This window comes from Enterobacter sp. Res13-Sevr-PEC09-46 (assembly GCF_015672585.1).
GTDB lineage: Bacteria > Pseudomonadota > Gammaproteobacteria > Enterobacterales > Enterobacteriaceae > Enterobacter > Enterobacter hormaechei_C.
The window spans coordinates 13,040-37,210 of the sequence record NZ_JADABR010000012.1 but is presented as its reverse complement, the minus strand read 5'-3'; the positions used below and the strand labels follow the sequence as shown (position 1 = coordinate 37,210).

Genomic DNA, 24,171 nt, shown 5'->3' with positions numbered 1-24,171 from the left:
CAGAGGAGTCACCTATGTCTAAGTCTGATGTTTTTCATCTCGGCCTCACTAAAAACGATTTACAAGGGGCTACGCTTGCTATCGTCCCTGGCGATCCTGAGCGTGTGGAAAAGATCGCCGCGCTGATGGATAAGCCGGTTAAGCTGGCAGCGCATCGCGAATTCACCACCTGGCGCGCAGAGCTGGACGGTAAAGCGGTGATCGTGTGCTCTACCGGTATTGGTGGCCCGTCTACCTCTATCGCCGTAGAAGAGCTGGCGCAGCTGGGCATTCGTACTTTCCTGCGCATCGGCACCACAGGCGCCATTCAGCCGCACATCAACGTGGGCGACGTGCTGGTTACCACCGCATCCGTGCGTCTGGACGGGGCAAGCCTGCACTTTGCACCGATGGAATTCCCGGCAGTGGCCGATTTCGAATGCACCACCGCGCTGGTTGAAGCCGCGAAGTCCGTGGGCGCAACCACCCACGTGGGCGTAACTGCCTCTTCCGATACCTTCTACCCGGGCCAGGAGCGTTACGACACCTTCTCTGGTCGCGTGGTGAGCCGTTTCAAAGGCTCCATGGAAGAGTGGCAGTCGATGGGCGTCATGAACTACGAAATGGAATCTGCGACGCTGCTGACCATGTGCGCAAGCCAGGGTCTGCGTGCCGGTATGGTGGCGGGCGTTATCGTCAACCGTACTCAGCAGGAGATCCCGAACGCTGAAACCATGAAGCAGACTGAAAGCCATGCGGTGAAAATCGTGGTTGAAGCGGCGCGCCGCCTGATCTAATTCTCTCTTCAGTGCTGAAAGGTCGACATGCTCGGCCTTTTCTTTTTGCGTAACGCCTCGCAGGAAAACCCTTTCAAACTGGACGTTCATACAGCACAATTCTATTTTGTGCGGTAATACGTTGATGCAGGGGGCATTGTGGATATCTCAATCCTGATTTATGCAGTGATTGCGCTGGTGAGCGTGGGAATTGGCTGGCTCATTTCCGGCTACCAGCATGCGCAGCAGAAAGCCGAACAGCTGGCAGAGCGCGAGGAGATCGTCGCTGAACTTAGCGCGACGAAACAACAGCTTGCGCTGAGTGATCACTGGCGCGACGAATGCGAACTGCTCAATAACGAACTGCGCAATCTGCGTGATATCAATACCTCGCTGGAGGCCGATCTCCGTGAAGTGACCACCCGTCTTGAGTCCACCCAACTGCACGCCGAAGACAAAATCCGTCAGATGATCAACAGCGAGCAGCGTCTTAGCGAGCAGTTTGAGAACCTCGCGAACCGCATTTTTGAGCACAGCAATCGCCGCGTGGATGAGCAGAACCGCCAGAGCCTGAACAGCCTGCTGACGCCGCTGCGTGAACAGCTGGATGGCTTTCGCCGTCAGGTACAGGACAGCTTTGGTCAGGAAGCCCGCGAACGCCACACGCTGGCGCATGAAATTCGTAATCTCCAGCAGCTGAATGCGCAGATGGCGCAGGAGGCGGTTAACCTGACGCGCGCACTGAAAGGTGATAACAAAGCGCAGGGAAACTGGGGCGAAGTGGTCATGACGCGCGTGCTGGAGGCCTCTGGCCTGCGCGAAGGATACGAATACGAAACGCAGGTCAGCATTGAGAACGATGCGCGCTCGCGGATGCAGCCGGATGTCATTGTTCGTCTGCCACAGGGCAAAGATGTGGTTATCGACGCCAAAATGACGCTGGTGGCCTATGAGCGCTACTTCAACGCTGAGGATGACTACACCCGCGAAACAGCGTTGCAGGAGCACATCGCCTCCGTGCGTAACCATATCCGTCTGTTGGGCAGAAAAGATTATCAGCAGTTGCCGGGGCTGCGATCGCTGGATTATGTGCTGATGTTCATTCCGGTCGAGCCTGCGTTCCTGCTGGCGCTCGACAGACAGCCCGAACTGATCACCGAAGCGCTGAAAAATAACATTATGCTGGTCAGCCCCACCACGCTACTGGTGGCGTTACGTACCATTGCCAACCTGTGGCGCTATGAGCACCAAAGCCGTAACGCGCAGCAGATTGCCGATCGCGCCAGCAAGCTGTACGACAAAATGCGGCTGTTTGTGGACGATATGTCCTCGGTGGGGCAAAGCCTGGATCGCGCGCAGGATAACTACCGCCAGGCGATGAAAAAACTCTCCTCCGGGCGTGGCAATTTGCTGGCGCAGGCGGAGGCGTTTCGCAGCCTGGGGGTGGAAGTTAAACGCGAGATTAATCCGGAACTGGTGGAGCAGGCTACCGCTCAGGACGAAGAGTTTCGTCTGCGTGAAGGCGACGGTAAGCAAAATAGCCGCAATGAAGACAACGATTTAGCGGCGAGTTTATCCCCCGAAGCGCAGCCGGCGCGTTTCTTTCACGGTGGTTGAAACGTAGGGCAAATGCGCCCAATCTGTTACACTTCACGAACATTTGACTGATTAGCAGGCTCTGAGATGGTTGACGATTCACAAGACACAACGCACTTTGGCTTTCAGACTGTCGCCAAAGCGCAGAAAGCTGACATGGTGGCCCACGTATTTCATTCCGTGGCGGCGAAGTACGATGTGATGAATGATTTGATGTCATTCGGCATTCATCGCTTGTGGAAGCGCTTCACTATTGATTGCAGCGGCGTGCGCCGTGGACAAACGGTGCTGGATTTAGCCGGAGGCACAGGGGATCTGACCGCTAAATTCTCCCGTCTGGTTGGCGAAACCGGCCGCGTGGTGCTGGCGGATATCAACGACTCAATGCTGAAAATGGGACGCGAAAAGCTGCGTAATATCGGCGTGGTAGGCAACGTTGAATATGTTCAGGCCAACGCCGAAGCGCTGCCGTTCCCGGATAATACGTTCGACTGCATCACCATCTCTTTCGGTCTGCGTAACGTGACCGATAAAGATAAAGCGCTGCGCTCCATGTACCGCGTGCTTAAGCCGGGCGGTCGACTGCTGGTACTCGAGTTTTCTAAACCGATTATCGACCCGCTGAGCAAAGCTTACGATGCCTATTCCTTCCACGTTCTGCCGCGCATCGGCGAGCTGGTGGCAAACGATGCAGAAAGTTACCGTTATCTGGCCGAGTCCATCCGAATGCACCCGGATCAGGACACGCTGAAAGCGATGATGCAGGATGCGGAGTTTGAAAACGTGGAATACTTCAATATGACGGCGGGTGTCGTCGCGCTGCATCGTGGTTACAAGTTCTGAGTGGAGGTTTCCCGTGCCCATTAAACCCTTAGTCACCGCAGGCATCGAGAATGTACTGAATGCCTTTCTGTATCGCGCTCCGGCGCTGAAAACCGCACGTCAGCGGCTTAACGGAAAGGTGCTGCGCATCGTTTTAAAGGAGTTCTCGACGCCGCTTGTGCTGGTCTTCAGCGAACGCCAGCTTGACGTTCTGGGGGAGTGGGAAGGCGAGGCTGACTGCTCGGTGATTACGCACATGAGCGTATTGCCAAAACTGCGTGACCGTCAGCAGATGACGGCGCTTATTCGCAGCGGTGAGCTGGAGGTCGAAGGCGATATTCAGGTGGTACAGAACTTCGTTGCACTCAGCGATCAGGCTGAATTCGACCCGGCGGAACTGATGGCGCCCTATATCGGCGACATCGCGGCTGAAGGTATAAGCAAAACGCTGCGCACGGGTTCCGCTTTCCTTCGTAAAGGTCTGCTCCGTCAACAGCGCTACGCTGCCGAGGTGCTGACCGAAGAGTGGCGTATGGCGCCGGGGCCTTTAGAAGTCGCCTGGTTTGCAGAAGAGACCGCGGCAGTTGAGCGCGCAGTTGATGCGTTAACCAAACGGCTGGAAAAACTGGAGGGCAAATGACGCCTGGTGAAATTCGGCGCCTCTATTTTATCGTTCGCACCTTTTTGAGCTACGGGCTCGACGAGCTTATCCCCAGAATGCGTATCACCCTGCCGCTTCGGCTTTGGCGTCGCACGCTGTTCTGGATGCCGAATCGCCATAAGGATCAGGAGCTGGGCGCACGCCTGCGTCTTGCGTTACAGGAGCTGGGCCCGGTCTGGATCAAGTTTGGGCAGATGCTCTCAACACGTCGCGACCTTTTCCCACCGCAGATTGCCGATCAGCTCGCGCTATTGCAGGACCGCGTTGCTCCGTTTGACGGAGCGAGAGCGAAGAAACAAATCGAAGAAGCGATGGGCAATATCCCCATCGAGACCTGGTTTGATGATTTCGATATTCAGCCCCTGGCCTCTGCCTCTATTGCGCAGGTTCACACCGCGCGCCTGAAGGAAAATGGCAAAGAGGTGGTCATCAAAGTGATTCGTCCGGATATCCTGCCGGTTATCAAAGCAGACATGAAGCTGATTTATCGCCTGGCTCGCTGGGTGCCGCGTCTGTTGCCGGATGGTCGCCGTCTGCGTCCGCTGGAAGTGGTTCGGGAATACGAAAAAACGCTGATTGACGAGCTTAATCTGCTGCGTGAATCGGCGAACGCCATTCAGCTGCGTCGAAACTTTGAAGACAGCCCGATGCTGTATGTTCCTGAAGTCTATTCTGACTATTGCAGTCAGAACATGATGGTGATGGAACGTATCTACGGTATTCCGGTCTCGGATGTTGTTGCGCTGGAAAAGCAGGGCACCAACATGAAGCTGCTGGCCGAGCGTGGCGTGCAGGTCTTCTTTACTCAGGTTTTCCGCGACAGCTTCTTCCATGCAGACATGCATCCGGGCAACATTTTCGTCAGCTATGAGCACCCGGAAGATCCGAAATACATCGGCATCGACTGCGGTATTGTCGGCTCGCTGAATAAAGAGGATAAGCGCTACCTCGCTGAGAACTTTATCGCTTTCTTCAATCGCGACTACCGTAAGGTGGCCGAGCTGCACGTGGATTCAGGCTGGGTTCCGCCAGATACCAACGTGGAAGAGTTTGAATTTGCGATTCGCACCGTCTGTGAGCCGATTTTTGAAAAGCCGCTCTCGGAGATCTCTTTCGGACACGTCCTGCTCAACCTGTTCAACACCGCACGCCGTTTCAATATGGAAGTGCAGCCACAATTAGTTTTACTTCAGAAAACATTACTTTACGTTGAGGGCGTAGGCCGCCAGCTCTATCCTCAGTTAGACTTGTGGAAAACCGCGAAACCGTTCCTCGAATCCTGGATTAAGGATCAGGTCGGTATTCCAGCCCTGGTTCGCTCGCTTAAAGAGAAAGGCCCGTTCTGGATTGAAAAAATGCCTGAAATTCCTGAACTGGTTTACGACAGTTTGCGTCAGAGCAAGAACCTTCAGCACAGCATGGATAAAATCGCGCACGAGCTTCAATCCAGTCGCGTGCGTCAGGGGCAGTCCCGCTATCTCTTCGGAATTGGCGCGACGCTGCTGATAAGCGGCACGTTGCTGTTGATCAATCGTCCGGACTGGGAAATGATGCCAGCCTGGATTATGGCTGCCGGTGTGGTTGTCTGGCTTGCTGGCTGGCGAAAAACGCGCTGAATTAGCGTCGCTATCGAGAGATTGCATACGTATAATGCGATCTGACTAATTAATCATCTATCACTGGGGAACACGCATGGGTGGTATCAGTATCTGGCAGTTAGTGATCATTGCCGTCATCGTTGTGCTGCTGTTTGGCACGAAAAAACTCGGATCGATTGGTTCCGACCTGGGCGCGTCAATCAAAGGCTTCAAGAAAGCCATGAGCGATGATGAGAATAAGCAGGAAAAAACCAGTCAGGATGCTGATTTTACCGCTAAATCCATCGCCGATAAGCAGGACGAAGCCAAAAAGGAAGAGGCTAAACGTCACGATAAAGAGCAGGTGTAATTCGTGTTCGACATTGGTTTTGGTGAGTTACTGCTGGTCTTTGTGATTGGTCTGATTGTGTTGGGGCCGCAGCGTTTACCCGTTGCGGTGAAAACCGTCGTGGGCTGGGTGCGGGCGCTTCGCTCGCTGGCAACTACCGTGCAGAACGAGCTGGCGCAGGAGCTGAAGCTTCAGGAATTTCAGGACAGCCTGAAAAAGGTTGAAAAGGCGAGCATGGACAACCTGACGCCGGAGCTGAAAGCATCAATGGATGAGTTGCGCGAAGCGGCGGAATCCATGAAGCGTTCTTACAGCATTAACGATCCTGAGAAGGCGAGCGATGAAGCAAACACCATCCACAATCCGGTGGTGAAGGGTAGCGAAGAGCAGCGCGAGGGTGTAACGCCTTCCAGCGCGGAGCATCAGGCTGCTTCGCCAGAGCAATCGCCGCAGGAGCCCGAAGTGAAAAAGCAGGTGCCGCCGGAAGAGCCCGTGGTCAAAACGGCTGAGGTAAAACCCGCCGCGCCCGTTTCCGAATCATCCCCCTCGTCGAGTGATAAAGCGTAAACATGGCAGTAGATGATACTCAACCGCTTATTACGCACCTCATTGAGCTGCGTAAGCGCCTGTTAAACTGCATTATTGCGGTTTTCCTCATTTTTTTATGTCTGGTCTATTTTGCCAACGATATCTATCAGGTGGTTTCCGCGCCGCTGATTAAACAGATGCCTCTGGGCGCGACGATGATTGCAACAGACGTTGCTTCACCGTTCTTTACCCCGATCAAACTGACCTTCTGGGTGTCGTTGATTGCCTCTGCGCCGGTCATTTTGTATCAGGTCTGGGCATTTGTGGCGCCCGCGCTGTACAAGCATGAACGCAAGCTGGTTATTCCGCTGCTGGTGTCCAGTTCGCTGCTGTTTTATATCGGCATGGCGTTCGCCTACTTCGTTGTCTTCCCGCTGGCCTTCGGCTTCCTGACGCATACCGCACCGGAAGGGGTACAGGTGTCGACGGACATCGCCAGCTACCTCAGCTTCGTGATGGCGCTGTTTATGGCCTTTGGTGTCGCCTTCGAGGTGCCCGTAGCAATTGTCCTGCTCTGCTGGGTGGGGGTGACCACGCCTGACGATCTGCGTAAGAAGCGCCCGTACATCCTGGTGGGGGCATTTGTCGTAGGTATGCTGTTAACGCCACCGGACGTCTTCTCGCAAACCTTACTGGCGATACCTATGTACTGCCTGTTTGAAGTCGGCGTGTTCTTCGCTCGTTTCTACGTCGGAAAGGGGCGTACCCGGGACGAAGAAGACGAGCCGTCTGAAGAGACTACTAAAGAATAAAACCAACCGCCCGTCAGGGCGGTTGTCATATGGGGATACGTATGTTTGATATCGGGCTTAACCTCACCAGCGCCCAGTTTGCGAAAGACCACGATGAGGTGGTGGCGCGCGCCTTTGCCGCCGGCGTGGGTGGGCTGCTACTGACGGGAACGAATCTGCATGAGAGTGAGCAGGCACGGCAGCTGGCGCAACGCTATCAACACTGCTGGTCCACCGCAGGCGTGCATCCTCATGACAGCAGCCAGTGGACGCATGAAAGCGCTGAGGCGCTTCATCGTCTGGCACAAACGCCAGAAGTGGTTGCCATTGGCGAATGCGGGCTTGATTTCAACCGTAACTTCTCGACACCTGAAGAGCAGGAGAAGGCATTTACCGCCCAGCTCGCGCTGGCAGCAGAGCTGGAGATGCCGGTGTTTATGCACTGTCGCGATGCGCATGAACGTTTTATGGCGCTACTGGAACCCTGGCTGGAGAAACTGCCGGGCGCGGTGTTGCACTGCTTTACGGGCTCCCGTCAGGAAGCGCTGGATTGCCTGAACCGCGGGCTGTATTTGGGTATCACGGGCTGGGTCTGCGATGAGCGTCGTGGGCTGGAACTGCGTGAGCTGTTACCCGTTATCCCGGCCGATCGTTTGCTGCTGGAAACGGATGCGCCGTATCTGTTGCCCCGGGATATGCAGCCCAAACCGCCATCACGACGTAATGAACCGGCCTACCTGGGGCATATTGCTGAGCGAGTGGCGCACTGGCGCGGAGAAGATGCCCAGTGGCTGGCAGCACAAACCGATGATAACGTGCGTCGTCTGTTCGGCGTGCAGTTCTAAACTTTGCGGAAATCGGTGTTTTTAACGCTCTGCAACACCTCTTTGTTCAGCAGGTTGAGCAGCAGCATGGAGCGCGCTTCACCGTCCGGCTCAGCGAAGATGGCCTGTAACCCTTCAAAGGCGCCTTCGGTGATCACCACGCTGTCGCCGGCATAAGGGGTTTCCGGATCGGTAATATCTTCAGGCTGCTGGTAGACAGAAAGCTGATGAATAACCGATGACGGTACTCTTGCCGGATGGGCGCCAAAACGCACAAAATGGCTGACGCCGCGCGTGGCGCTGATCGTCGTGGTGTGGATCACTTCGGGGTCGAACTCGACGAACAGATAGTTCGGGAACAGAGGCTCACTGACGGTCGTGCGTCTTCCACGCTGCATTTTTTCAAGCGTGATCACGGGTGTCAGGCAGTTAACAGACTGACGTTCAAGATGTTCCTGCGCGCGCTGAAGTTGCCCGCGTTTGCAATACAGTAAATACCAGGCCTGCATAATCACTCTTCCCATTGTTCGGGGCGCAAGCATACCAAAACCCTGGCGGGATCGCTAAGGTGATTATAATGGCGAAAAAGAGAGTAAGTCGTGGAAGTTCACGCTAATTTAACAAAATTACAGCATCACGCGGTCTTACGCCGTATAATGAAGCGCTTACAGAGAGGCCATGATTAACTGCATGAAATACCACGATCTACGCGACTTCCTGGCGCTGCTGGAAAAGCAGGGCGAACTCAAACGCATTACGCTTCCTGTTGATCCGTATCTGGAAATGACAGAAATCGCTGACCGCACCCTGCGCGCGGGCGGCCCGGCGTTGCTGTTTGAAAACCCAAAAGGCTACGCCATGCCGGTGCTGTGCAACCTGTTTGGCACACCTCGCCGCGTGGCGCTGGGGATGGGACAGGAAGATGTCACGGCGTTACGTGAAGTGGGCAAACTGCTGGCCTTTCTTAAAGAGCCGGAGCCGCCAAAAGGGTTCCGCGACCTGTTCGACAAGCTGCCGCAGTTTAAGCAGGTGCTGAACATGCCCACCAAACGCATGCGCGGTGCGCCGTGCCAGCAAAAAGTGCTGGAAGGCGATGCGGTGGATCTGACCAAAATTCCCATCATGCAGTGCTGGCCTGACGATGCCGCACCGCTGATCACCTGGGGCCTCACCGTGACGCGTGGGCCGCATAAAGAGCGTCAAAACCTCGGCATTTACCGCCAGCAGCTGATTGGCAAAAACAAGCTCATCATGCGCTGGTTGTCCCATCGCGGCGGGGCGCTGGATTTCCAGGAGTGGTGCGCGGCCCATCCGGGCGAACGCTTCCCGGTTTCCGTCGCGCTGGGTGCCGATCCGGCAACCATTCTGGGCGCGGTGACGCCTGTTCCTGATACGCTGTCTGAATATGCCTTTGCAGGGCTGCTGCGCGGCACCAAAACCGAAGTGGTGAAGTGCATCTCCAGTGACCTGGAAGTGCCGGCCAGCGCAGAGATTGTGCTGGAAGGTTACATTGAACAGGGCGAGCTGGCGCCCGAAGGGCCGTACGGCGACCACACCGGCTATTACAACGAAGTGGATAACTTCCCGGTGTTCACCGTCACCCACATTACCCAGCGTGAAGATGCCATCTATCACTCCACCTATACCGGCCGTCCACCCGACGAACCGGCGGTGCTTGGCGTGGCGCTGAACGAAGTGTTTGTGCCGATCCTGCAAAAGCAGTTCCCGGAAATCGTTGATTTTTATCTGCCGCCGGAAGGGTGTTCGTATCGCCTGGCGGTGGTGACGATGAAGAAGCAGTATGCCGGTCACGCTAAGCGCGTGATGATGGGCGTATGGTCTTTCCTGCGCCAGTTTATGTATACCAAGTTTGTGATTGTCTGCGATGATGACGTCAATGCCCGCGACTGGAATGACGTCATCTGGGCCATCACCACGCGTATGGATCCGGCGCGTGATACGGTGTTAGTGGAAAACACGCCGATTGATTACCTGGACTTTGCCTCGCCGGTTTCCGGACTTGGCTCAAAAATGGGACTGGATGCCACGAACAAATGGCCTGGCGAAACCGACCGTGAATGGGGTCGCCCGATCGAAAAAGATCCTGCCGTGACCGCGCGAATTGACGCGATCTGGGACGAGCTGGCCATAATGAATAACGGTAAGGCAGAATAAGACCGTTTAGCCCTATAGACTTCCCGACAGAGAGAGCGAATGACAACCTTAAGCTGTAAAGTGACGTCGGTAGATGCTATTACCGACACCGTATATCGCGTCCGTTTGGTTCCTGAAGCGGCCTTCTCATTCCGTGCCGGTCAGTACCTGATGGTCGTGATGGACGAGCGTGATAAGCGTCCTTTCTCTATGGCCTCAACGCCAGCAGAGAAGGAATTTATTGAGCTGCATATTGGTGCGTCTGAGCTTAACCTGTACGCGATGGCCGTGATGGACCGCATCCTGAAAGAGCGTGAAATCGTGGTCGATATTCCTCACGGCGAGGCCTGGCTGCGTGAAGACGAAGACCGTCCGCTGATCCTGATTGCCGGTGGCACGGGCTTCTCATATGTCCGCTCTATTCTGCTGACCGCGCTGGCGCGCAACCCGAATCGCGATATCACCATCTACTGGGGCGGCCGTGAAGAGAAGCATCTTTACGATCTGTCTGAGCTGGAAGCGCTGAGCGTAAATCATCCAAACCTGCGCATTGAGCCGGTTGTCGAGCAGCCGGAAGAGGGCTGGCGCGGGCGCAGCGGTACGGTGCTGACTGCGGTATTGCAGGATCACGGGACGCTGGCCGGGCACGACATCTATATTGCCGGTCGCTTTGAAATGGCAAAAATTGCCCGCGACCTGTTCTGCAACGAGCGTGACGCGCGGGAAGATCGTCTGTTTGGCGATGCGTTTGCGTTTATCTGATTGAGAGACCCGCTTCGGCGGGTTTTTTACGCTCGGGCATTAGCCTGGCGAAAATTTAACCTTGAAATGGGCGGCGCATTGCCGTTATTCTTGTTCCCGTTAAATTTCGCCCTCAGGAGCGCCCCCCAAAAATGAACAAACACGACTGATGAATTTCGATCCTTGCTCAACGCACCGCGTCGGCAGGGGATGTTTTGATTTCATTCAGGAGTGCTTATGGCTCATTTTGCGCAGTCCCCCTCTTTTATTTTGCATCAGGTCACCTGTCAGTTTGCGACGGGCGATATCCTTTTTGGTCCACTGAATCTTTCTCTGGATGCGTCAGTGTGCGCGCTGGTTGGCCGCAACGGCAGCGGCAAAACACGGCTGCTGCGTCTGCTGGCAGGGGTTGATGAACCCGCCAGCGGTCATATTGAGCGCTTTGGTACACACGTCTATGTGGCGCAACAGCAGGATATTTCTGCGGATACCACGCTTGCAGGACTGCTTGGGTACGACGCGATCTTTGCGGCGCGCACGCGCATCGACAGCGGTCATTATGAACCCGACGATCTCGACACGCTTGACGGTTACTGGGATCTGGCTGAACGGCTGAGCCAGGCTTTTATCGCTGCAAAACTTCCCCCTTTTGACCCGAATAAACGCGCGGCAGAGCTGAGCGGCGGCGAGCGCATTCGTGCTTTGCTGTGCAGCGCATTCGCCGCAGATGCTGACTACCTGCTGCTGGACGAACCGACCAACCACCTCGACAGGCAAGGCCGCGTGTTGTTCTACGAGCAGCTTTCCCGGTATCAGGGCGGGGTGCTGGTGGCCTCCCACGACCGTGAGTTGCTGGCCCAGGTATCGCGTATCCTTGAACTGAGCGCATTGGGCCTGCGCAGCTACGGTGGGAATTATGCTGGCTATCGAACCCAGCGTGATGCTGAGCAGCTGGCTGCCCGCGCCGCGCTGGAGCATGCTGCCACCGAACGCAAGCGTACCCGCGCCCGTATGCATAAAGAGCATGACGACAGCCTGCGGCGTTCAGCCAAAACGCTTCGCACGGTCGACAGCCTTAACATCGCCTCGTTTGAACGGGTCAAATACAAAGGGGCGGCGAAAGAGCGTATTGGTTCCTGGAAAAAACAGCATAGCGATCAAAATCATGCTCTGAACGCTGCGGTCAACCAGGCACGCGAGCGGGTTGAAGAGGAGAACGCGGTGATGTTTACCCTGCCGGGCAGTGAAATCCCGGAAGGAAAACAGGTGCTGGTGCTGGAAGAACTGGTGGTTCCGCACGTGCCTGTCTCCCCGATAAACTGGCGAATGGATGGCCCGTTGCGCGTGGCGCTACGCGGGCCGAACGGCTGTGGAAAATCCACGCTGTTGAAAGTGATGTTGGGCGAAACAGCCCCTGTCACGGGAACCTGTAAGGTCTCTGTCAGGTGTGCGTATCTCGATCAGCATCTTTCCCGGCTGGATCTGTCGCAGTCGGTGATGACACACCTTAGCCTGGGCAATACGCCGCTCGAAGAAGGGGCGCTGCGTACCCGTTTAGCGCAGCTTCAGCTGGGCGCAGAGAAAGTGACACTACCACTGGCCGAACTGAGTGGCGGCGAGCGCCTGAAGGCCGCGCTGGCCTGCGTATTGTGGCGTGAAGCGGCAACGCAGCTGTTGCTTCTGGATGAGCCAACCAACCATCTTGATCTGGCCTCTGTTCAGGCTATAGAAGCGGCCTTAGCCGATTACCCCGGCGCGCTGCTGGTGGTGTCGCATGATGAAGCCTTTCTGGCAGGGCTGAAGTTGACGCATGAACTGGTGTGGGAAGAGACGGGATGGCGATGTGAAAGCCTGTAAACACAAGCCCCCGCAAGGGCGGGGGCAAACAAACTTTATCAGGCTAACTGCTTGCGAAGGTCAGGGTTTGCCTGGATCAGGCGCATCAGCTTTAGCTCGGCTGGGGTTGGTTTTTCACGTTTTGACTCCCACTCCAGCACCATCGCTACGCTGACACCCATCGCTCTTGCGAATTCATCTGTTTTCAGGCCCGATCCTTTGCGTAAACGCTCAAATTCACTAAAAGGATTGGACTTTTGATTCAGGGTAACCGTCGGCGGTACATCTTTAAAAATAATCTGTTCCAGGCTGCTCAGCAGCTCAAACTCAGGATCTTTTAATTCCATTGAGAACTCCTCATAAATCACACATCGGGATCATGAACATCAGAGAGCCTGTTAAGAATAGTCCCTAAACCAGACACAGGATCGTCACGGCTGTGATTAATTGTGCGATAACGATCGCTTTACGCGTTTCAGCTATATGGATAGTTATGCTAATTACCTGATTAGTCATATGTAGGGATGCACAGGTATTTTTTTGTAAATAGTCAGTACAAAAACGGGAATACCCGTTTTGCATGAAAACTCTATCTTGCAAGGCTGACCTGGACTATCCTTGTCAGCGTTGGGCACGCGTGTGCCGGTGTGCGCTTTTTGGGTGAAAGGAGTAATAAAATGGCGACAGGAAAGTCCTGCTCTCGCTGGTTTGCGCCTATTGCGGCGTTGTTGATGGTTGTTAGCCTGAGTGGGTGTTTCGATAAAGAAGGCGATCAGCGCAAAGCGTTTATCGATTTTCTACAGAATACAGTGATGCGTAGCGGCGAGCGTTTACCAACGCTGACTGCGGATCAGAAAAAACAGTTTGGTCCATTCGTGTCGGATTACGCCATTCTGTATGGCTATTCACAGCAGGTAAGCCAGGCGATGGATTCCGGTATTCGCCCGGTAGTGGATAGCGTGAATGCCATCCGCGTTCCCCAGGATTATATGACCCAGCGCGAACCGCTGCGCCAGTCAAATGGCGCGCTTGGGGTACTGAGCCAGCAGCTGCAAAATGCCAAAATGCAGGCTGATGCGTCGCGTTCCGCGTTGAAGCAGGGCGAGGATCTCAAACCGGTCTATGACCAGGTGTATGAGAAAGTCGTGACCAAGCCGTCAAACGCCTTGCAACCGCTGATCCCGGCGGCGCAGGTCTTTACTCAGCAGCTGGTTCAGGTGGGTGACTTTATTAGTGAACAAGGTACGCAGGTGAGCTTCGTCTCTAACGGTATCCAGTTCCCGACCTCCCAGCAGGCGAGCCAGTATAACGCGCTGATCGGGCCGCTCGCGTCCCAGCATCAGGCCTTTAGCCAGGCATGGAGCGCAGCGGTCGCTGCTACGGAATAAGAAAAACCCCCGCTTCGGCGGGGTTTTTTTTATGCTTGATGAAAATAACGCTTGTCATTCATCTATCACATCGGTATAACTATGTCCGTCGGTTTGTTACACAGACCTAAAGCAGTTTAGTAAAGCAGTCCAGATTGTTATCCATAGATACCCTTCGTAGTGACCCTTCCTTCATCGCTTAAAAATCTGTAACGCAATCCATCAAGCCGGAAGGCACAATATATTTGTTAATAAGGTAATTTCTATGTCTGCTAAAATGACTGGTCTGGTAAAATGGTTCAACGCTGATAAAGGTTTCGGCTTCATCACTCCTGACGATGGCTCTAAAGACGTGTTCGTACACTTCTCTGCTATCCAGAACGATGGCTACAAATCTCTGGATGAAGGTCAGAAAGTTTCCTTCACCATCGAAAGCGGCGCTAAAGGCCCAGCAGCTGGTAACGTTGTAAGCCTGTAAGCTTCCAACCCAGTAGCACAAAATTCAAAAACCCGCCTTCTGGCGGGTTTTTTCGTATCTACTGTTGTATCTGTGGGTTAACGCAGTTCTTATCCACTTTACCGCCGAGCGCGGCAATCAGATTATCCACGGCGGTCGCCGCCATATTGTAGCGTGTTTCATGAGTGGCAGAGCCGATGTGAGGCAGGGCGACGACGTTCGGCATGGTCAGTAGCGGAGAATCCACCGGCAGCGGCTCCTGTTCAAACACGTCCAGACCGGCGGCGTGGATCTCACCGTTTTGCAGTGCCTCAATCAGCGCCTTCTCATCGACCACCGGACCACGACCCGCGTTGATGAAAATGGCCGATTTCTTCATCTTTTCAAACGCCGCTTTGCCGATGAGATGACGCGTTTCATCCGTCAGCGGCAGGATCAGGCAGACAAAGTCGGCTTCCCGCAACAGCGTATCAAGCTCGCAATAGCGGGCATTGAAACGTTCTTCAGCTTCACTGTGGTGACGGCGTGCGTTATACAGGATGGGCATGTTGAAGCCGAAATGCGCGCGCTGTGCCAGCGCCAGTCCGATACGGCCCATCCCAACAATCCCCAGCGTTTTGCCATGAACGTCCACGCCGAACCAGTCCGGGCCAATGCTTTTCGTCCATTCGCCCGCTTTCACGCGCTCGGCCACTTCCACCACGCGACGGGCGGTGCTGAGCACCAGCGCCATCAGCGTGTCGGCGACGGTTTCCGTCAGGGCATGCGGCGTGTGCATCAGCAGGATGTTGCGTGCGTTTAGCGCATCCACGTCGAAATTGTCGTATCCCACCGAAACGGTTGAGGTAGCACGAAGCTTCGGCATTTTCTCCAGCAGCGCTGCATCCACCTTTTCGCTCGAACCCAGCAGGCCCTCGGCGCTGGCAAACGCGTCGGCGTGCTGCGCCACGGTTTCCGGGCTGAGGTTCTTTACCCGGGTAACGGTAAAGTGTTCCTCCAGGCGTTTTTGCAGATCTTCAGGCAGTGCTTTGTACAAAATGACGGACGGCTTCATGCTAATCTCCGTTGATTTTAAAAGGATTCAGGCGTGGCGTGCGCCGACGGGTAGCTGTTGATTATTAGCAGGCTTAACAATCAAAGTAAGCCATACCGAGGCAAAAAGCGCCACCCCCATAAAGATGTAAGAGGCCGACGGGCTGCCGGTGGTGCCGTTCAGATAGCCCACAAACCACGAGCCAAAGAACGAACCCAGCGCGCCCATACTGTTGATCAACGCCATCGCGCCCCCTGCGACGTTACGCGGCAGCATTTCCGGGATGATGGCAAAGAACGGACCATACGGGGCATACATGGCCGCACCCGCAATCACCAGCAGAGTGTACGAGACCCAGAAGTGGTTTGCGCCTACGGCCCAGGAGCCAATGAAGGCAAAAGCAGCGATCAGCAGCAGCGGCCAGACGAACAGCTTACGGTTTTGCAGCTTGTCCGATGCCCAGGAGACGATAATCATCGCGATGGTCGCAGCCAGGTAAGGCACCGATGACAGCCAGCCCACTTCCACCATGCCAAGGTTTTCACCGCCGCTGCGGATAATCGACGGTAGCCACAGCACAAAGCCGTACACGCCAATACTCCAGGTAAAATACTGTGCGCACAGCAGAATAACGTTCCGTGAGCGGAAGGCTTCGCCGTAGTTACGCACCGCTTTCAGCCCCTGCTGCTCTTTATCCAGCTGCGCCTGGAGTGCGGCTTTTTCGTCCTCAGAAAGCCATTTTGCCTGGGCTGGCTTATCTTTCACCAGCACCCACCAGCAGAAGGCCCAGATAATCGCGGGAACCCCTTCGATGATGAACATCTCGCGCCAGCCGAAGGACTGGATCAGGTAGCCGGAAACCACCGACATCCACAGCACGGTGACCGGGTTACCGAGTATCAGGAACGTATTGGCACGTGAACGCTCAGATTTTGTGAACCAGTTGCTGATATAAATCAGCATTGCTGGCATGACGGCCGCCTCAACCACGCCGAGAATAAAGCGAATAGCCGCCAGAGCAGGAATGTTATTCACCACGCCAGTAAGCGACGCACAGGCACCCCATAAGATCAGGCAGATGAAAATGAGCTTTCGCACGCTGCGGCGTTCAGCGTAAATCGCGCCGGGGATCTGGAAGAAGAAATAACCCAGGAAGAAGAGGGCACCCAGCAGGGAGGAGACCCCTTTGGTGATCCCGAGGTCTTCGTTGATCCCGGCGGCGGATGCGAAACTGAAGTTGGCACGATCCAGGTACGCCAGGCTGTACGTGATAAACACGATTGGCATGATGTACCACCAGCGTTTTACTGCATTGGTCGAACTGTTCATAGGCTTGCCTCTGTTGTTGAGGTTGTTGCCGCCGTTGTCTGTAGGGTACACGGTGGCTTAATTATCTGGTGCGGATTGCTGCCCTCACCCTGGCCCTCTCCCACAGGGAGAGGGAATTTAGACGCCGAGCTCTGCTCGTGTTGGTAATCCTTCGCTGTCGCCCTGCACCTGAATCGCCAGCGAACCAATTTTGTTGCCTCGCGCCACGGCCTGCGACAGCGGTTTGCCCTCCAGCAGAGCGCTGATGACCCCGACGGCAAACCCATCGCCCGCGCCCACGGTATCGACCACGTTGTCGACTTTTACCGCAGCGACAGCGCCTTGCTCACCGTCGGCAGTTTTGAACCATGCGCCGTCGGCACCGGTTTTCAGCACCACGGCTTTTACCCCTCTGTTGAGGTAAAAATCAGCAATGCCTTCGGGCGTGCTTTCGCCAGTGAGGATCATTCCCTCTTTTATGCCAGGCAGAACCCAGTCCGCCTGAAACGCCAGTCGGTTGAGTTTCTCAGCCATCTCCGCTTCGCTTTTCCACAGCACCGGGCGCAGGTTCGGATCGAAAGAGATCGTTTTGCCCTGCGCTTTCATTGCCGAAGCCGCGTGATCCAGTAAATCGTACGAGCTGGTCGAGAGCGCCGCCGCCACGCCGCTCAGGTGCAGGTGGCGCGCGGAGGAGAAATACGCGGCGTGATAATCATCCACGGAGAGATGGCTTGCCGCTGAGCCTTTGCGGAAATACTCCACGATGGGATCGGTTCCATTTTCAACTTTAGATTTCAGCTGAAAGCCCGTCGCAAAGCGTCCGTCGAGGGTCACGCCTGCGGCATCAATGCCCTCTTTTTTCAGTGAGTCGAGAACAAAATGGCCAAAGCTGTCATTTCCCACGCGGCTTACCCAGCCGACATTCAGCCCCAGCCGCGCAAGGCCGGTAGCAACATTCAGCTCGGCACCTGCCACGCGTTTAATGAAGTACTCCACTGCGCTCAGCTCGCCCGTTTCGGTGGCGACAAACATCGCCATGGCCTCGCCAATGGTGATGACATCCAGCGTCTTGTGCATGGTTTACTCCTCGCGCAGCAGGTTGACGTAATGGCGGGTGACGGCGGTGAGATCCGTCCCTTCCAGCGGAAATTCGATACCGCGTGGCGCATCGGCAGGGAGTTGATTAAGCAGATCCCGCCAGCGAGAATCGGTCTGATCCGGCGCGACGGCGCGGAACTGCGCCTTATGCGGGACTGCGGACTTCACATGAATATAGCTCACGGCGGGAGCCAGCTGACGTGCAGCCTCTTCCGGAGAGTCGCCAACCCACAGCCAGTTGCCCATATCGAACGTCAGCGTGACCGGCAGCGCCATTACCCGGCAGGCGGCTTTGAAGCGCTGCATCGGCGCGAGCTGCCCGCAGTCGGTCTGGTCGTTTTCCACCACCAGTGTCATGCCGCTTTCATCCAGCAGTGCGCGCAGGGCTTCAAGCGGCTGTTTGTCGCTGAAATGACCCAGCGAGACTTTAAGCCACAGCGCGTTCAGGGCGCTGGCTTCGCTAAGGTAGCGCGGGAGATCCGTGTTGAGGGTGCCATCGGGCATAAACAGGGGGGCCGGGGCGGAGTAGCACGCCAGTAAACCCAGCAGTTCAATGGACTCGCCGAGCGCAGGCAGGGCCATTAACTCGTCGTTGCTGAAGAGCTCGCGGCGGATTTCAACGCCATCAGCTCCTGCGCCGGCAATAACGGGAAGCATTGCCCGTTGACCGCCTGCCTGTCGCACCTGATCCGCACCATACGCGGCGGTGACCACCATAATTTTCCTGCTCATTTCCTGACTCCAGAGCGTAATCGATAGTATTACGCTAGATGGAACCGGTTCCAAAGAAAAGATCGGGATGCTGAATTTATGATCGCTGTCACGAAGGGGAAATTAACGGGCAGTAGAGCCGCGAACGATCAGTTCGCCGGAAAACACCTGCTCGCGTACGGCGTCGCGGGTGCCTTCAATGCGGCGAACCACTTGTTCAACCGCGGCATAGCCGATCTGCCAGGTGGGCTGTTTGAGGGTGGTGATGCCTACGCCAGCAAGTTCTGCCCACTCCAGTTCATCAAAGCCGAGTAAGCCGATGTCGCTGCCCCAGTGCAGGCCAATGCGTTTAAGCGAGCGGGCAACCTGAAGCGTCAGCGCCCCGTTCGCGGAGATCACCGCCTTGCGCATACCCCGATGGCGGGTATGGAACTGGCGCAGGGTATTATCCAGCTGCCCGGCTTCATGCAGGGGGATTTCGGCATTCTCGGCGATCACGCCGGGATATCGCGCCAGCGTGGCACGAAATGCAGCCAGGCGGTCGCGGCGGGTGTTAACCATGCCCAGCGGTTCGCTCAGGAATAAAATGGCTTCGAAGCCCTGTTCAATCAGGTGCTCGGTGGCGGTGGTAGCCGCCTGGGTGTTATCCAGCCCGACCACATCGCAGGCAAATTCCGGGATTTTTCGGTCAATAAGCACCATTGGCAGAGACGATTGTTGCAGACGATTTAGCCCCTCTTCTCGCATCCCGACGGCATTCACCACAATCCCTTCCACCTGATAGCTGCGCAGCAGATCGAGGTAATGCAGCTCCTGATCAACCTCGTTATTGGTGTTACAGACCAGCGGGGTAAAGCCTTTCTCACGGCATGCCGCTTCGATGCCGCTGAGGACGTTTACGGAGTAGGGGTTGGTGATATCGGCGATGATGAGGCCAATCAGACGGGTGCGGCCCCGCTTGAGGCCGCGCGCCATCAGGCTGGGACGGTAGTCGAGATCGGCAATGGCCTGTTCGATTCGCGCCAGCAGCGCATCGGAAAGCAGGTGTTTCTCGCCGTTGAGGTAGCGTGAAATGCTGGTTTTACCGGTTTTGGCGGCTTTCGCCACGTCGCTGATGGTGGCCCGGGTTGGTTTGATCATCGCTGATTTCCCTGAATTTAGTGAGAATACCTTAGCGGGAAAATCTGGCGAATCAAGCTATTTGCCGGGTGGCGCTGCGCTTAACGGAGGTTGCGGTCTGATGTCTTCACCCCAACCCTCTCCCACGGGAGAGGGCGCAAACACTAAAAACGGCAACGGGGTTACCGTTTTGCTTTTACCTACTGCACAGGACTCAACGTAATCTCAACGCGGCGGTTCTGCGCTTTGCCTTCCGCCGTGCTGTTGCTGGCGATCGGGTTAGCCGGACCCATGCCGCTGGTGCGGATGCGGTTCGCTTCTACGCCCTGGGCGATCAGCGAGCTGGCCACGGAATCGGCGCGCTGCTGGGACAGACGCATGTTCAGATCCTGGCTGCCGGTGCTGTCGGTGTAGCCAATCACGTTCACGGCAGTTTTATTGTACTCTTTCAGCACTGCGGCCACGCCGGTCAGGGTGTTTGCGCCTGCGGGTTTCAGCGTCGCGCTGCTGCTGTCAAAGGTCACGTTGTTTGGCATGTTCAGGATGATGTTGTCACCGCTGCGCGTCACGCTCACGCCCGTACCTTTCATTTTGTCACGCAGTTTTGCTTCCTGCACGTCCATGTAATAACCCACGCCGCCGCCCAGGGCTGCGCCTGCCGCTGCGCCAATCAGTGCACCTTTGCCGCGATCTTTCTTGGAGGAGGAGAGTGCGCCAACGCCAGCGCCCACCAGGGAACCAATACCCGCGCCAATGCCGGATTTGCCCGCTTCGCGTTCACCGGTGTAAGGGTTGGTTGTGCAGCCAGAAACAGCCAGTGCGCCGCTCACCAGAGCGGCAATAACGAGTACGCGTTTTTTCATCTTATTTCCTTAATCCTTTTTATTCTTTGCCACGATGGACGTGGCAGTGGATTATGACGTCCGGATACGGAGAAAATTCAGTGTATAACTCTGAAATTTGTCACAAACGATAAACTGCCTCAATGAAAGGCCGAAACACCTGCACGCAACCAGGAGCGCACGCTTTGAGCACCTCAACAAAAACCATTCTGACCGCCGCCCACTGGGGGCCGATGCTGGTCGAAACCGATGGCGACACTGTGCTGTCGTCTCGCGGGGCTTTGCCTTCGCGCCATCTCAACTCTTTACAGACCGTCGTTCGCGATCAGGTACACAGTAAAACCCGCGTCCGCTGGCCGATGGTGCGTAAAGGCTTTCTGGCGTCACCGGATAAGCCGCAGGGTATTCGTGGGCAGGATGAGTTCGTACGCGTGAGCTGGGACGACGCGCTGGCGCTGATCCATACCCAGCATAAACGCATTCGCGACAGCTATGGCCCGTCGTCCATTTTTGCCGGCTCCTATGGCTGGCGCTCGAACGGCGTGCTGCATAAGGCCGCAACCCTGCTGCAACGCTATATGAGCCTGGCCGGAGGATACACCGGCCATCTGGGCGATTACTCGACCGGCGCGGCGCAGGCAATCATGCCGTATGTCGTGGGCGGGAATGAGGTTTATCAGCAGCAGACCAGCTGGCCGCTGGTGCTGGAGCATGCGGAGGTGGTGGTGCTCTGGAGCGCCAACCCGCTCAATACCCTGAAAATTGCCTGGAATGCGTCCGACGAGCAGGGCGTTTCCTACTTTGATGCGCTGCGCAAAAGCGGCAAGCGCATCATCTGTATCGATCCGATGCGTTCTGAAACGCTGGATTTCTTCGGCGACAGCGCCGAGTGGATCGCGCCGCATATGGGCACCGACGTGGCGATGATGCTGGGCATCGCCCACACCCTGGTGGAGAACGGCTGGCACGATACGGAATTTCTGGCGCGCTGCACCACGGGCTTCGATAAATTTGCCGACTACCTGACGGGACAAACCGACGGTATCGCCAAAACCGCAGAGTGGGCTGCGGCGATTTGCGGCGTTGATGCCGTTAAAATCCGCGAACTGGCGACGTTATTCCATAGCCGTGTCACGATGCTCATGTCCGGCTGGGGGATGCAGCGCCAGCAGTTTGGCGAGCAGAAGCACTGGATGCTGGTGACGCTCGCCGCGATGCTCGGGCAGATTGGCACACCCGGCGGCGGTTTTGGGCTTTCCTATCACTTTGCTAACGGCGGCAACCCGACGCGAAAAGCCGCGGTGCTGGCCTCCATGCAGGGCTCGGTGCAGGGTGGCGTGGACGCGGTAGATAAAATTCCGGTGGCACGCATTGTTGAAGCCCTGGAGAACCCAGGCGGGTTTTATCAGCACAACGGCCAGGATCGGCATTTCCCGGATATTAAGTTTGTCTGGTGGGCGGGTGGGGCCAACTTCACCCATCACCAGGATACTAACCGCCTGATCCGCGCCTGGCAGAAACCGGAGCTGGTGGTGATCTCGGAGTGCTTCTGGACCGCGTCAGCGAAACATGCCGATATCGTTTTGCCCGCCACGACCTCGTTCGAGCGTAACGATCTCACCATGACGGGGGATTACAGTAATCAGCATATGGTGCCGATGAAGCGCGTCGTGGCTCCCCGGGATGAAGCGCGGGATGATTTTGATGTCTTTGCCGACCTGAGTGAAATGTGGGAAGCGGGCGGTCGGGAGCGTTTCACCGAGGGCAAAACCGATCTGCAATGGCTGGAAACGTTTTACCAGATTGCCAGCCAGCGTGGGGCTGCGCAGGGCGTGACGCTGCCGCCATTCGCTGAGTTCTGGGAGGCGAATCAACTCTTCGAAATGCCGGAAAGCGAGCAGAATGCGCGGTTTGTGCGCTTTGCTGACTTCCGTCGCGATCCGGAGAATCACCCGCTAAAAACCGAAAGCGGGAAGATTGTGATCTACAGCGAACGCATCGCCAGCTTTGGCTACGCGGACTGTCCGCCACATCCGGCGTGGCTGGAGCCGGACGAATGGCATGGCAATGCGCAGCCGGGGCAGCTTCAGCTGCTGTCTGCCCATCCCGCCCATCGTCTGCACAGCCAGCTCAACTATTCGGCTTTGCGCGAGCAGTATGCGGTGGCGGGTCGTGAGCCGATTGCGCTGAACAGCGATGACGCAAAGGCGCGGGGGATTAACCACGGCGACCTCGTTCGGGTCTGGAACGCGCGCGGGCAGGTGCTGGCAGGCGCCGTGGTGAGTGACGGGATCCGCCCTGGCGTTTTCTGCATTCATCAGGGCGCATGGCCGGATCTGGCGCTGGACGAGGGCGGTATTTGTAAGAACGGCGCCGTAAACGTGCTGACCAAAGATCTCCCCAGCTCGAAGCTGGGGAATGGCTGCGCGGGGAATACGGCGCTGGCATGGGTGGAGAAATATGAGGGGCCGGCGCTTACTCTTACGGCGTTTGATCCGCCTGCCAGCTCATGATCCACGTCGGGTGTTGGGTATCATCCTGCCAGGCGCTGTCTTCGATGCGAAAACCCTGAGCATGATAGAAATTCACCGCCCGCACGTTTTTCTGATACACCTCCAGAGTTAAATACGGATAGTGCTGCTGAACGTGGTTCAGCAGCGCACGCCCGATCCCCTTTCCGATGAACGCCGGGGCGACAAACAACGCCCCCACGAACTGGAACTGCATGACGCTGATAAAACCGCACAGGGTACCGTTTTCTTCCCAGACCCAGGTCTCGGCGGCGGGAAGGTATTCATCCCGCACTACCGCTTCATTCGCTTGCCAGTAACTTGCGTCGATAAACGGATGCGCCTCGGTGGTGCTCTCCAGCCACAGACTCAAAAGCGGAGCAGTGTCCTCACTTTGCCATTTGCGGATCATGGTGGCCCTCCGGATGGCAGAAGCAGCCCGTAATGTGGTCATTGATCAGCCCGCAGGCCTGCATAAAGGAGTAACAGATGGTGGTGCCCACAAACTTAAAGCCGCGTTTTTTCAGCGCTTTCGACAGGGCATCTGAGGCGGGGGTCGACGTTGGGATCTCTGCAAGCGTGGCGGCCTGCGTCACCTTCGGCTCGTTATCCACAAACGACCAGACGAATGCTGAGAAGGGTTCGCCGTTTTGCTCCATCGCCAGATAAGCACGCGCGTTACCAATAATGGCCTGAATTTTACCGCGATGGCGGATGATACCGGTATCCAGAACCAGCCTTTCCACGTCGTCGTCGGTCATGGCGGCAACCGCAGCCGGATCGAACTGGTGGAAGGCTTTGCGATAGTTCTCACGCTTTTTCAGAACGGTGATCCACGACAGTCCGGCCTGCTGGCCTTCAAGGCAAATCATTTCAAACAGTTTTTTACCGTCGGTTTCCGGTACGCCCCATTCCTTGTCGTGATAATCGATATAAAGCTGATCCTGGCTTACCCAGCCGCAACGTTGCATAGGTCATCTCCCTTCCTGATACGGTAAACGCAAAAATTTCAATCTGCCCGGCTTGACGTGTCTGCTAAAGAGACAATAGTTAATACAGGGCTATACGCCCTAATACCTCTTCGAACAATGA

At 56.1% G+C, this 24,171-nt stretch carries 25 protein-coding genes; 15 read left to right on the top strand and 10 right to left on the bottom strand.

All coding sequences use genetic code 11. The annotated features are described in order from the left end of the window. Positions 1–14: 14 nt before the first annotated feature. The 9 genes from udp (at position 15) to tatD (ending at position 7,924) form a co-directional block, all read left to right on the top strand. Positions 15–776, top strand: coding sequence for a uridine phosphorylase (gene udp, locus IMQ56_RS06940; RefSeq protein ID WP_003860792.1), 762 nt, complete (start codon positions 15–17; stop codon positions 774–776). A 138-nt stretch (positions 777–914) separates the two neighbouring features. After that, complete coding sequence (gene rmuC / locus IMQ56_RS06935; RefSeq protein ID WP_017383581.1) at positions 915–2,372, top strand: DNA recombination protein RmuC; 1,458 nt, start codon at positions 915–917, stop codon at positions 2,370–2,372. A gap of 66 nt (positions 2,373–2,438) precedes the next feature. Beyond that, positions 2,439–3,194, top strand: a complete 756-nt coding sequence (gene ubiE, locus IMQ56_RS06930; protein ID WP_003860790.1) for a bifunctional demethylmenaquinone methyltransferase/2-methoxy-6-polyprenyl-1,4-benzoquinol methylase UbiE — start codon at positions 2,439–2,441, stop codon at positions 3,192–3,194. Positions 3,195–3,207: 13 nt separating this feature from the next. After that, positions 3,208–3,813: an SCP2 domain-containing protein gene (locus tag IMQ56_RS06925; RefSeq protein WP_023295740.1), complete on the top strand. Its 606-nt coding sequence runs from the start codon at positions 3,208–3,210 to the stop codon at positions 3,811–3,813. Further along, positions 3,810–5,450: a ubiquinone biosynthesis regulatory protein kinase UbiB gene (gene ubiB, locus IMQ56_RS06920; RefSeq protein WP_023295741.1), complete on the top strand. Its 1,641-nt coding sequence runs from the start codon at positions 3,810–3,812 to the stop codon at positions 5,448–5,450. Before IMQ56_RS06925 ends, ubiB begins: the two co-directional genes overlap by 4 nt. Before the next feature lie 76 nt (positions 5,451–5,526). Then, positions 5,527–5,781: a Sec-independent protein translocase subunit TatA gene (tatA, locus tag IMQ56_RS06915; RefSeq protein ID WP_003860787.1), complete on the top strand. Its 255-nt coding sequence runs from the start codon at positions 5,527–5,529 to the stop codon at positions 5,779–5,781. 3 nt (positions 5,782–5,784) lie between these two features. Beyond that, positions 5,785–6,327 carry a Sec-independent protein translocase protein TatB gene (gene tatB, locus IMQ56_RS06910; protein WP_003860783.1) on the top strand — a complete coding sequence of 181 codons (543 nt, stop codon included), beginning with the start codon at positions 5,785–5,787 and terminating at the stop codon, positions 6,325–6,327. A gap of 2 nt (positions 6,328–6,329) precedes the next feature. After that, entirely contained in the window at positions 6,330–7,100 is a 771-nt protein-coding gene (gene tatC / locus IMQ56_RS06905) for a Sec-independent protein translocase subunit TatC (protein ID WP_015569997.1), read from the top strand. A gap of 41 nt (positions 7,101–7,141) precedes the next feature. Further along, complete coding sequence (gene tatD, locus IMQ56_RS06900) at positions 7,142–7,924, top strand: 3'-5' ssDNA/RNA exonuclease TatD (protein WP_017694739.1); 783 nt, start codon at positions 7,142–7,144, stop codon at positions 7,922–7,924. Here tatD and rfaH read toward each other — a convergent pair. Further along, a complete protein-coding gene (gene rfaH / locus IMQ56_RS06895; RefSeq protein WP_003860779.1) occupies positions 7,921–8,412 on the bottom strand; it encodes a transcription/translation regulatory transformer protein RfaH in 492 nt (163 codons plus the stop codon). The genes tatD and rfaH overlap by 4 nt on opposite strands. A 169-nt stretch (positions 8,413–8,581) precedes the next feature. Between rfaH and ubiD the strand changes: the two genes are divergently transcribed. The 3 genes from ubiD to IMQ56_RS06880 all read left to right on the top strand — a co-directional run bounded on the left by ubiD (position 8,582) and on the right by IMQ56_RS06880 (position 12,655). After that, positions 8,582–10,078, top strand: a complete 1,497-nt coding sequence (gene ubiD / locus IMQ56_RS06890) for a 4-hydroxy-3-polyprenylbenzoate decarboxylase (RefSeq protein WP_196063614.1) — start codon at positions 8,582–8,584, stop codon at positions 10,076–10,078. Positions 10,079–10,117: 39 nt separating this feature from the next. Next, positions 10,118–10,819 (top strand): NAD(P)H-flavin reductase, encoded by a 702-nt coding sequence (gene fre, locus IMQ56_RS06885; protein WP_003860778.1) that lies wholly within the window; start codon positions 10,118–10,120, stop codon positions 10,817–10,819. A gap of 216 nt (positions 10,820–11,035) precedes the next feature. Next, positions 11,036–12,655, top strand: coding sequence for an ABC-F family ATP-binding cassette domain-containing protein (locus IMQ56_RS06880; protein WP_159402965.1), 1,620 nt, complete (start codon positions 11,036–11,038; stop codon positions 12,653–12,655). 38 nt (positions 12,656–12,693) lie between these two features. On the opposite strand, the gene IMQ56_RS06875 is transcribed toward IMQ56_RS06880, so the two are convergent. Then, positions 12,694–12,981, bottom strand: coding sequence for an HTH-type transcriptional regulator (locus IMQ56_RS06875; RefSeq protein WP_003860776.1), 288 nt, complete (start codon positions 12,979–12,981; stop codon positions 12,694–12,696). A 330-nt stretch (positions 12,982–13,311) separates the two neighbouring features. Between IMQ56_RS06875 and IMQ56_RS06870 the strand changes: the two genes are divergently transcribed. Beyond that, positions 13,312–14,022, top strand: coding sequence for a DUF3053 domain-containing protein (locus IMQ56_RS06870; RefSeq protein WP_017383576.1), 711 nt, complete (start codon positions 13,312–13,314; stop codon positions 14,020–14,022). 244 nt (positions 14,023–14,266) lie between these two features. After that, positions 14,267–14,479 carry an RNA chaperone/antiterminator CspA gene (gene cspA, locus IMQ56_RS06865; RefSeq protein ID WP_003860775.1) on the top strand — a complete coding sequence of 71 codons (213 nt, stop codon included), beginning with the start codon at positions 14,267–14,269 and terminating at the stop codon, positions 14,477–14,479. A 58-nt stretch (positions 14,480–14,537) separates the two neighbouring features. On the opposite strand, the gene ghrB is transcribed toward cspA, so the two are convergent. The 6 genes from ghrB to IMQ56_RS06835 form a co-directional block, all read right to left on the bottom strand. Continuing rightward, positions 14,538–15,512, bottom strand: a complete 975-nt coding sequence (gene ghrB / locus IMQ56_RS06860) for a glyoxylate/hydroxypyruvate reductase GhrB (protein ID WP_017694736.1) — start codon at positions 15,510–15,512, stop codon at positions 14,538–14,540. A 27-nt stretch (positions 15,513–15,539) separates the two neighbouring features. Beyond that, on the bottom strand, positions 15,540–16,820 hold the full coding sequence (locus tag IMQ56_RS06855; protein ID WP_023302911.1) for an MFS transporter: 1,281 nt from the start codon (positions 16,818–16,820) through the stop codon (positions 15,540–15,542). A 117-nt stretch (positions 16,821–16,937) separates the two neighbouring features. Next, positions 16,938–17,876, bottom strand: a complete 939-nt coding sequence (locus tag IMQ56_RS06850; RefSeq protein ID WP_032668836.1) for a sugar kinase — start codon at positions 17,874–17,876, stop codon at positions 16,938–16,940. Positions 17,877–17,879: 3 nt separating this feature from the next. Next, positions 17,880–18,629, bottom strand: coding sequence for a sugar phosphate isomerase/epimerase (locus IMQ56_RS06845; RefSeq protein WP_033486944.1), 750 nt, complete (start codon positions 18,627–18,629; stop codon positions 17,880–17,882). Between the two features lie 102 nt (positions 18,630–18,731). Beyond that, complete coding sequence (locus IMQ56_RS06840) at positions 18,732–19,748, bottom strand: LacI family DNA-binding transcriptional regulator (RefSeq protein WP_015569988.1); 1,017 nt, start codon at positions 19,746–19,748, stop codon at positions 18,732–18,734. Positions 19,749–19,927: 179 nt separating this feature from the next. Beyond that, a complete protein-coding gene (locus IMQ56_RS06835) occupies positions 19,928–20,590 on the bottom strand; it encodes an OmpA family lipoprotein (RefSeq protein WP_015569987.1) in 663 nt (220 codons plus the stop codon). Between the two features lie 122 nt (positions 20,591–20,712). On the opposite strand from IMQ56_RS06835, the gene IMQ56_RS06830 reads away from it, so the two are divergent. Next, complete coding sequence (locus IMQ56_RS06830; protein ID WP_044488942.1) at positions 20,713–23,082, top strand: molybdopterin guanine dinucleotide-containing S/N-oxide reductase; 2,370 nt, start codon at positions 20,713–20,715, stop codon at positions 23,080–23,082. On the opposite strand, the gene IMQ56_RS06825 is transcribed toward IMQ56_RS06830, so the two are convergent. Together IMQ56_RS06825 and tag are read right to left on the bottom strand one after the other, a co-directional pair. Next, positions 23,051–23,491 (bottom strand): N-acetyltransferase, encoded by a 441-nt coding sequence (locus tag IMQ56_RS06825; RefSeq protein WP_032652174.1) that lies wholly within the window; start codon positions 23,489–23,491, stop codon positions 23,051–23,053. The genes IMQ56_RS06830 and IMQ56_RS06825 overlap by 32 nt on opposite strands. After that, on the bottom strand, positions 23,469–24,050 hold the full coding sequence (gene tag, locus IMQ56_RS06820) for a DNA-3-methyladenine glycosylase I (RefSeq protein WP_045343854.1): 582 nt from the start codon (positions 24,048–24,050) through the stop codon (positions 23,469–23,471). Before tag ends, IMQ56_RS06825 begins: the two co-directional genes overlap by 23 nt. Positions 24,051–24,171: the final 121 nt, after the last annotated feature.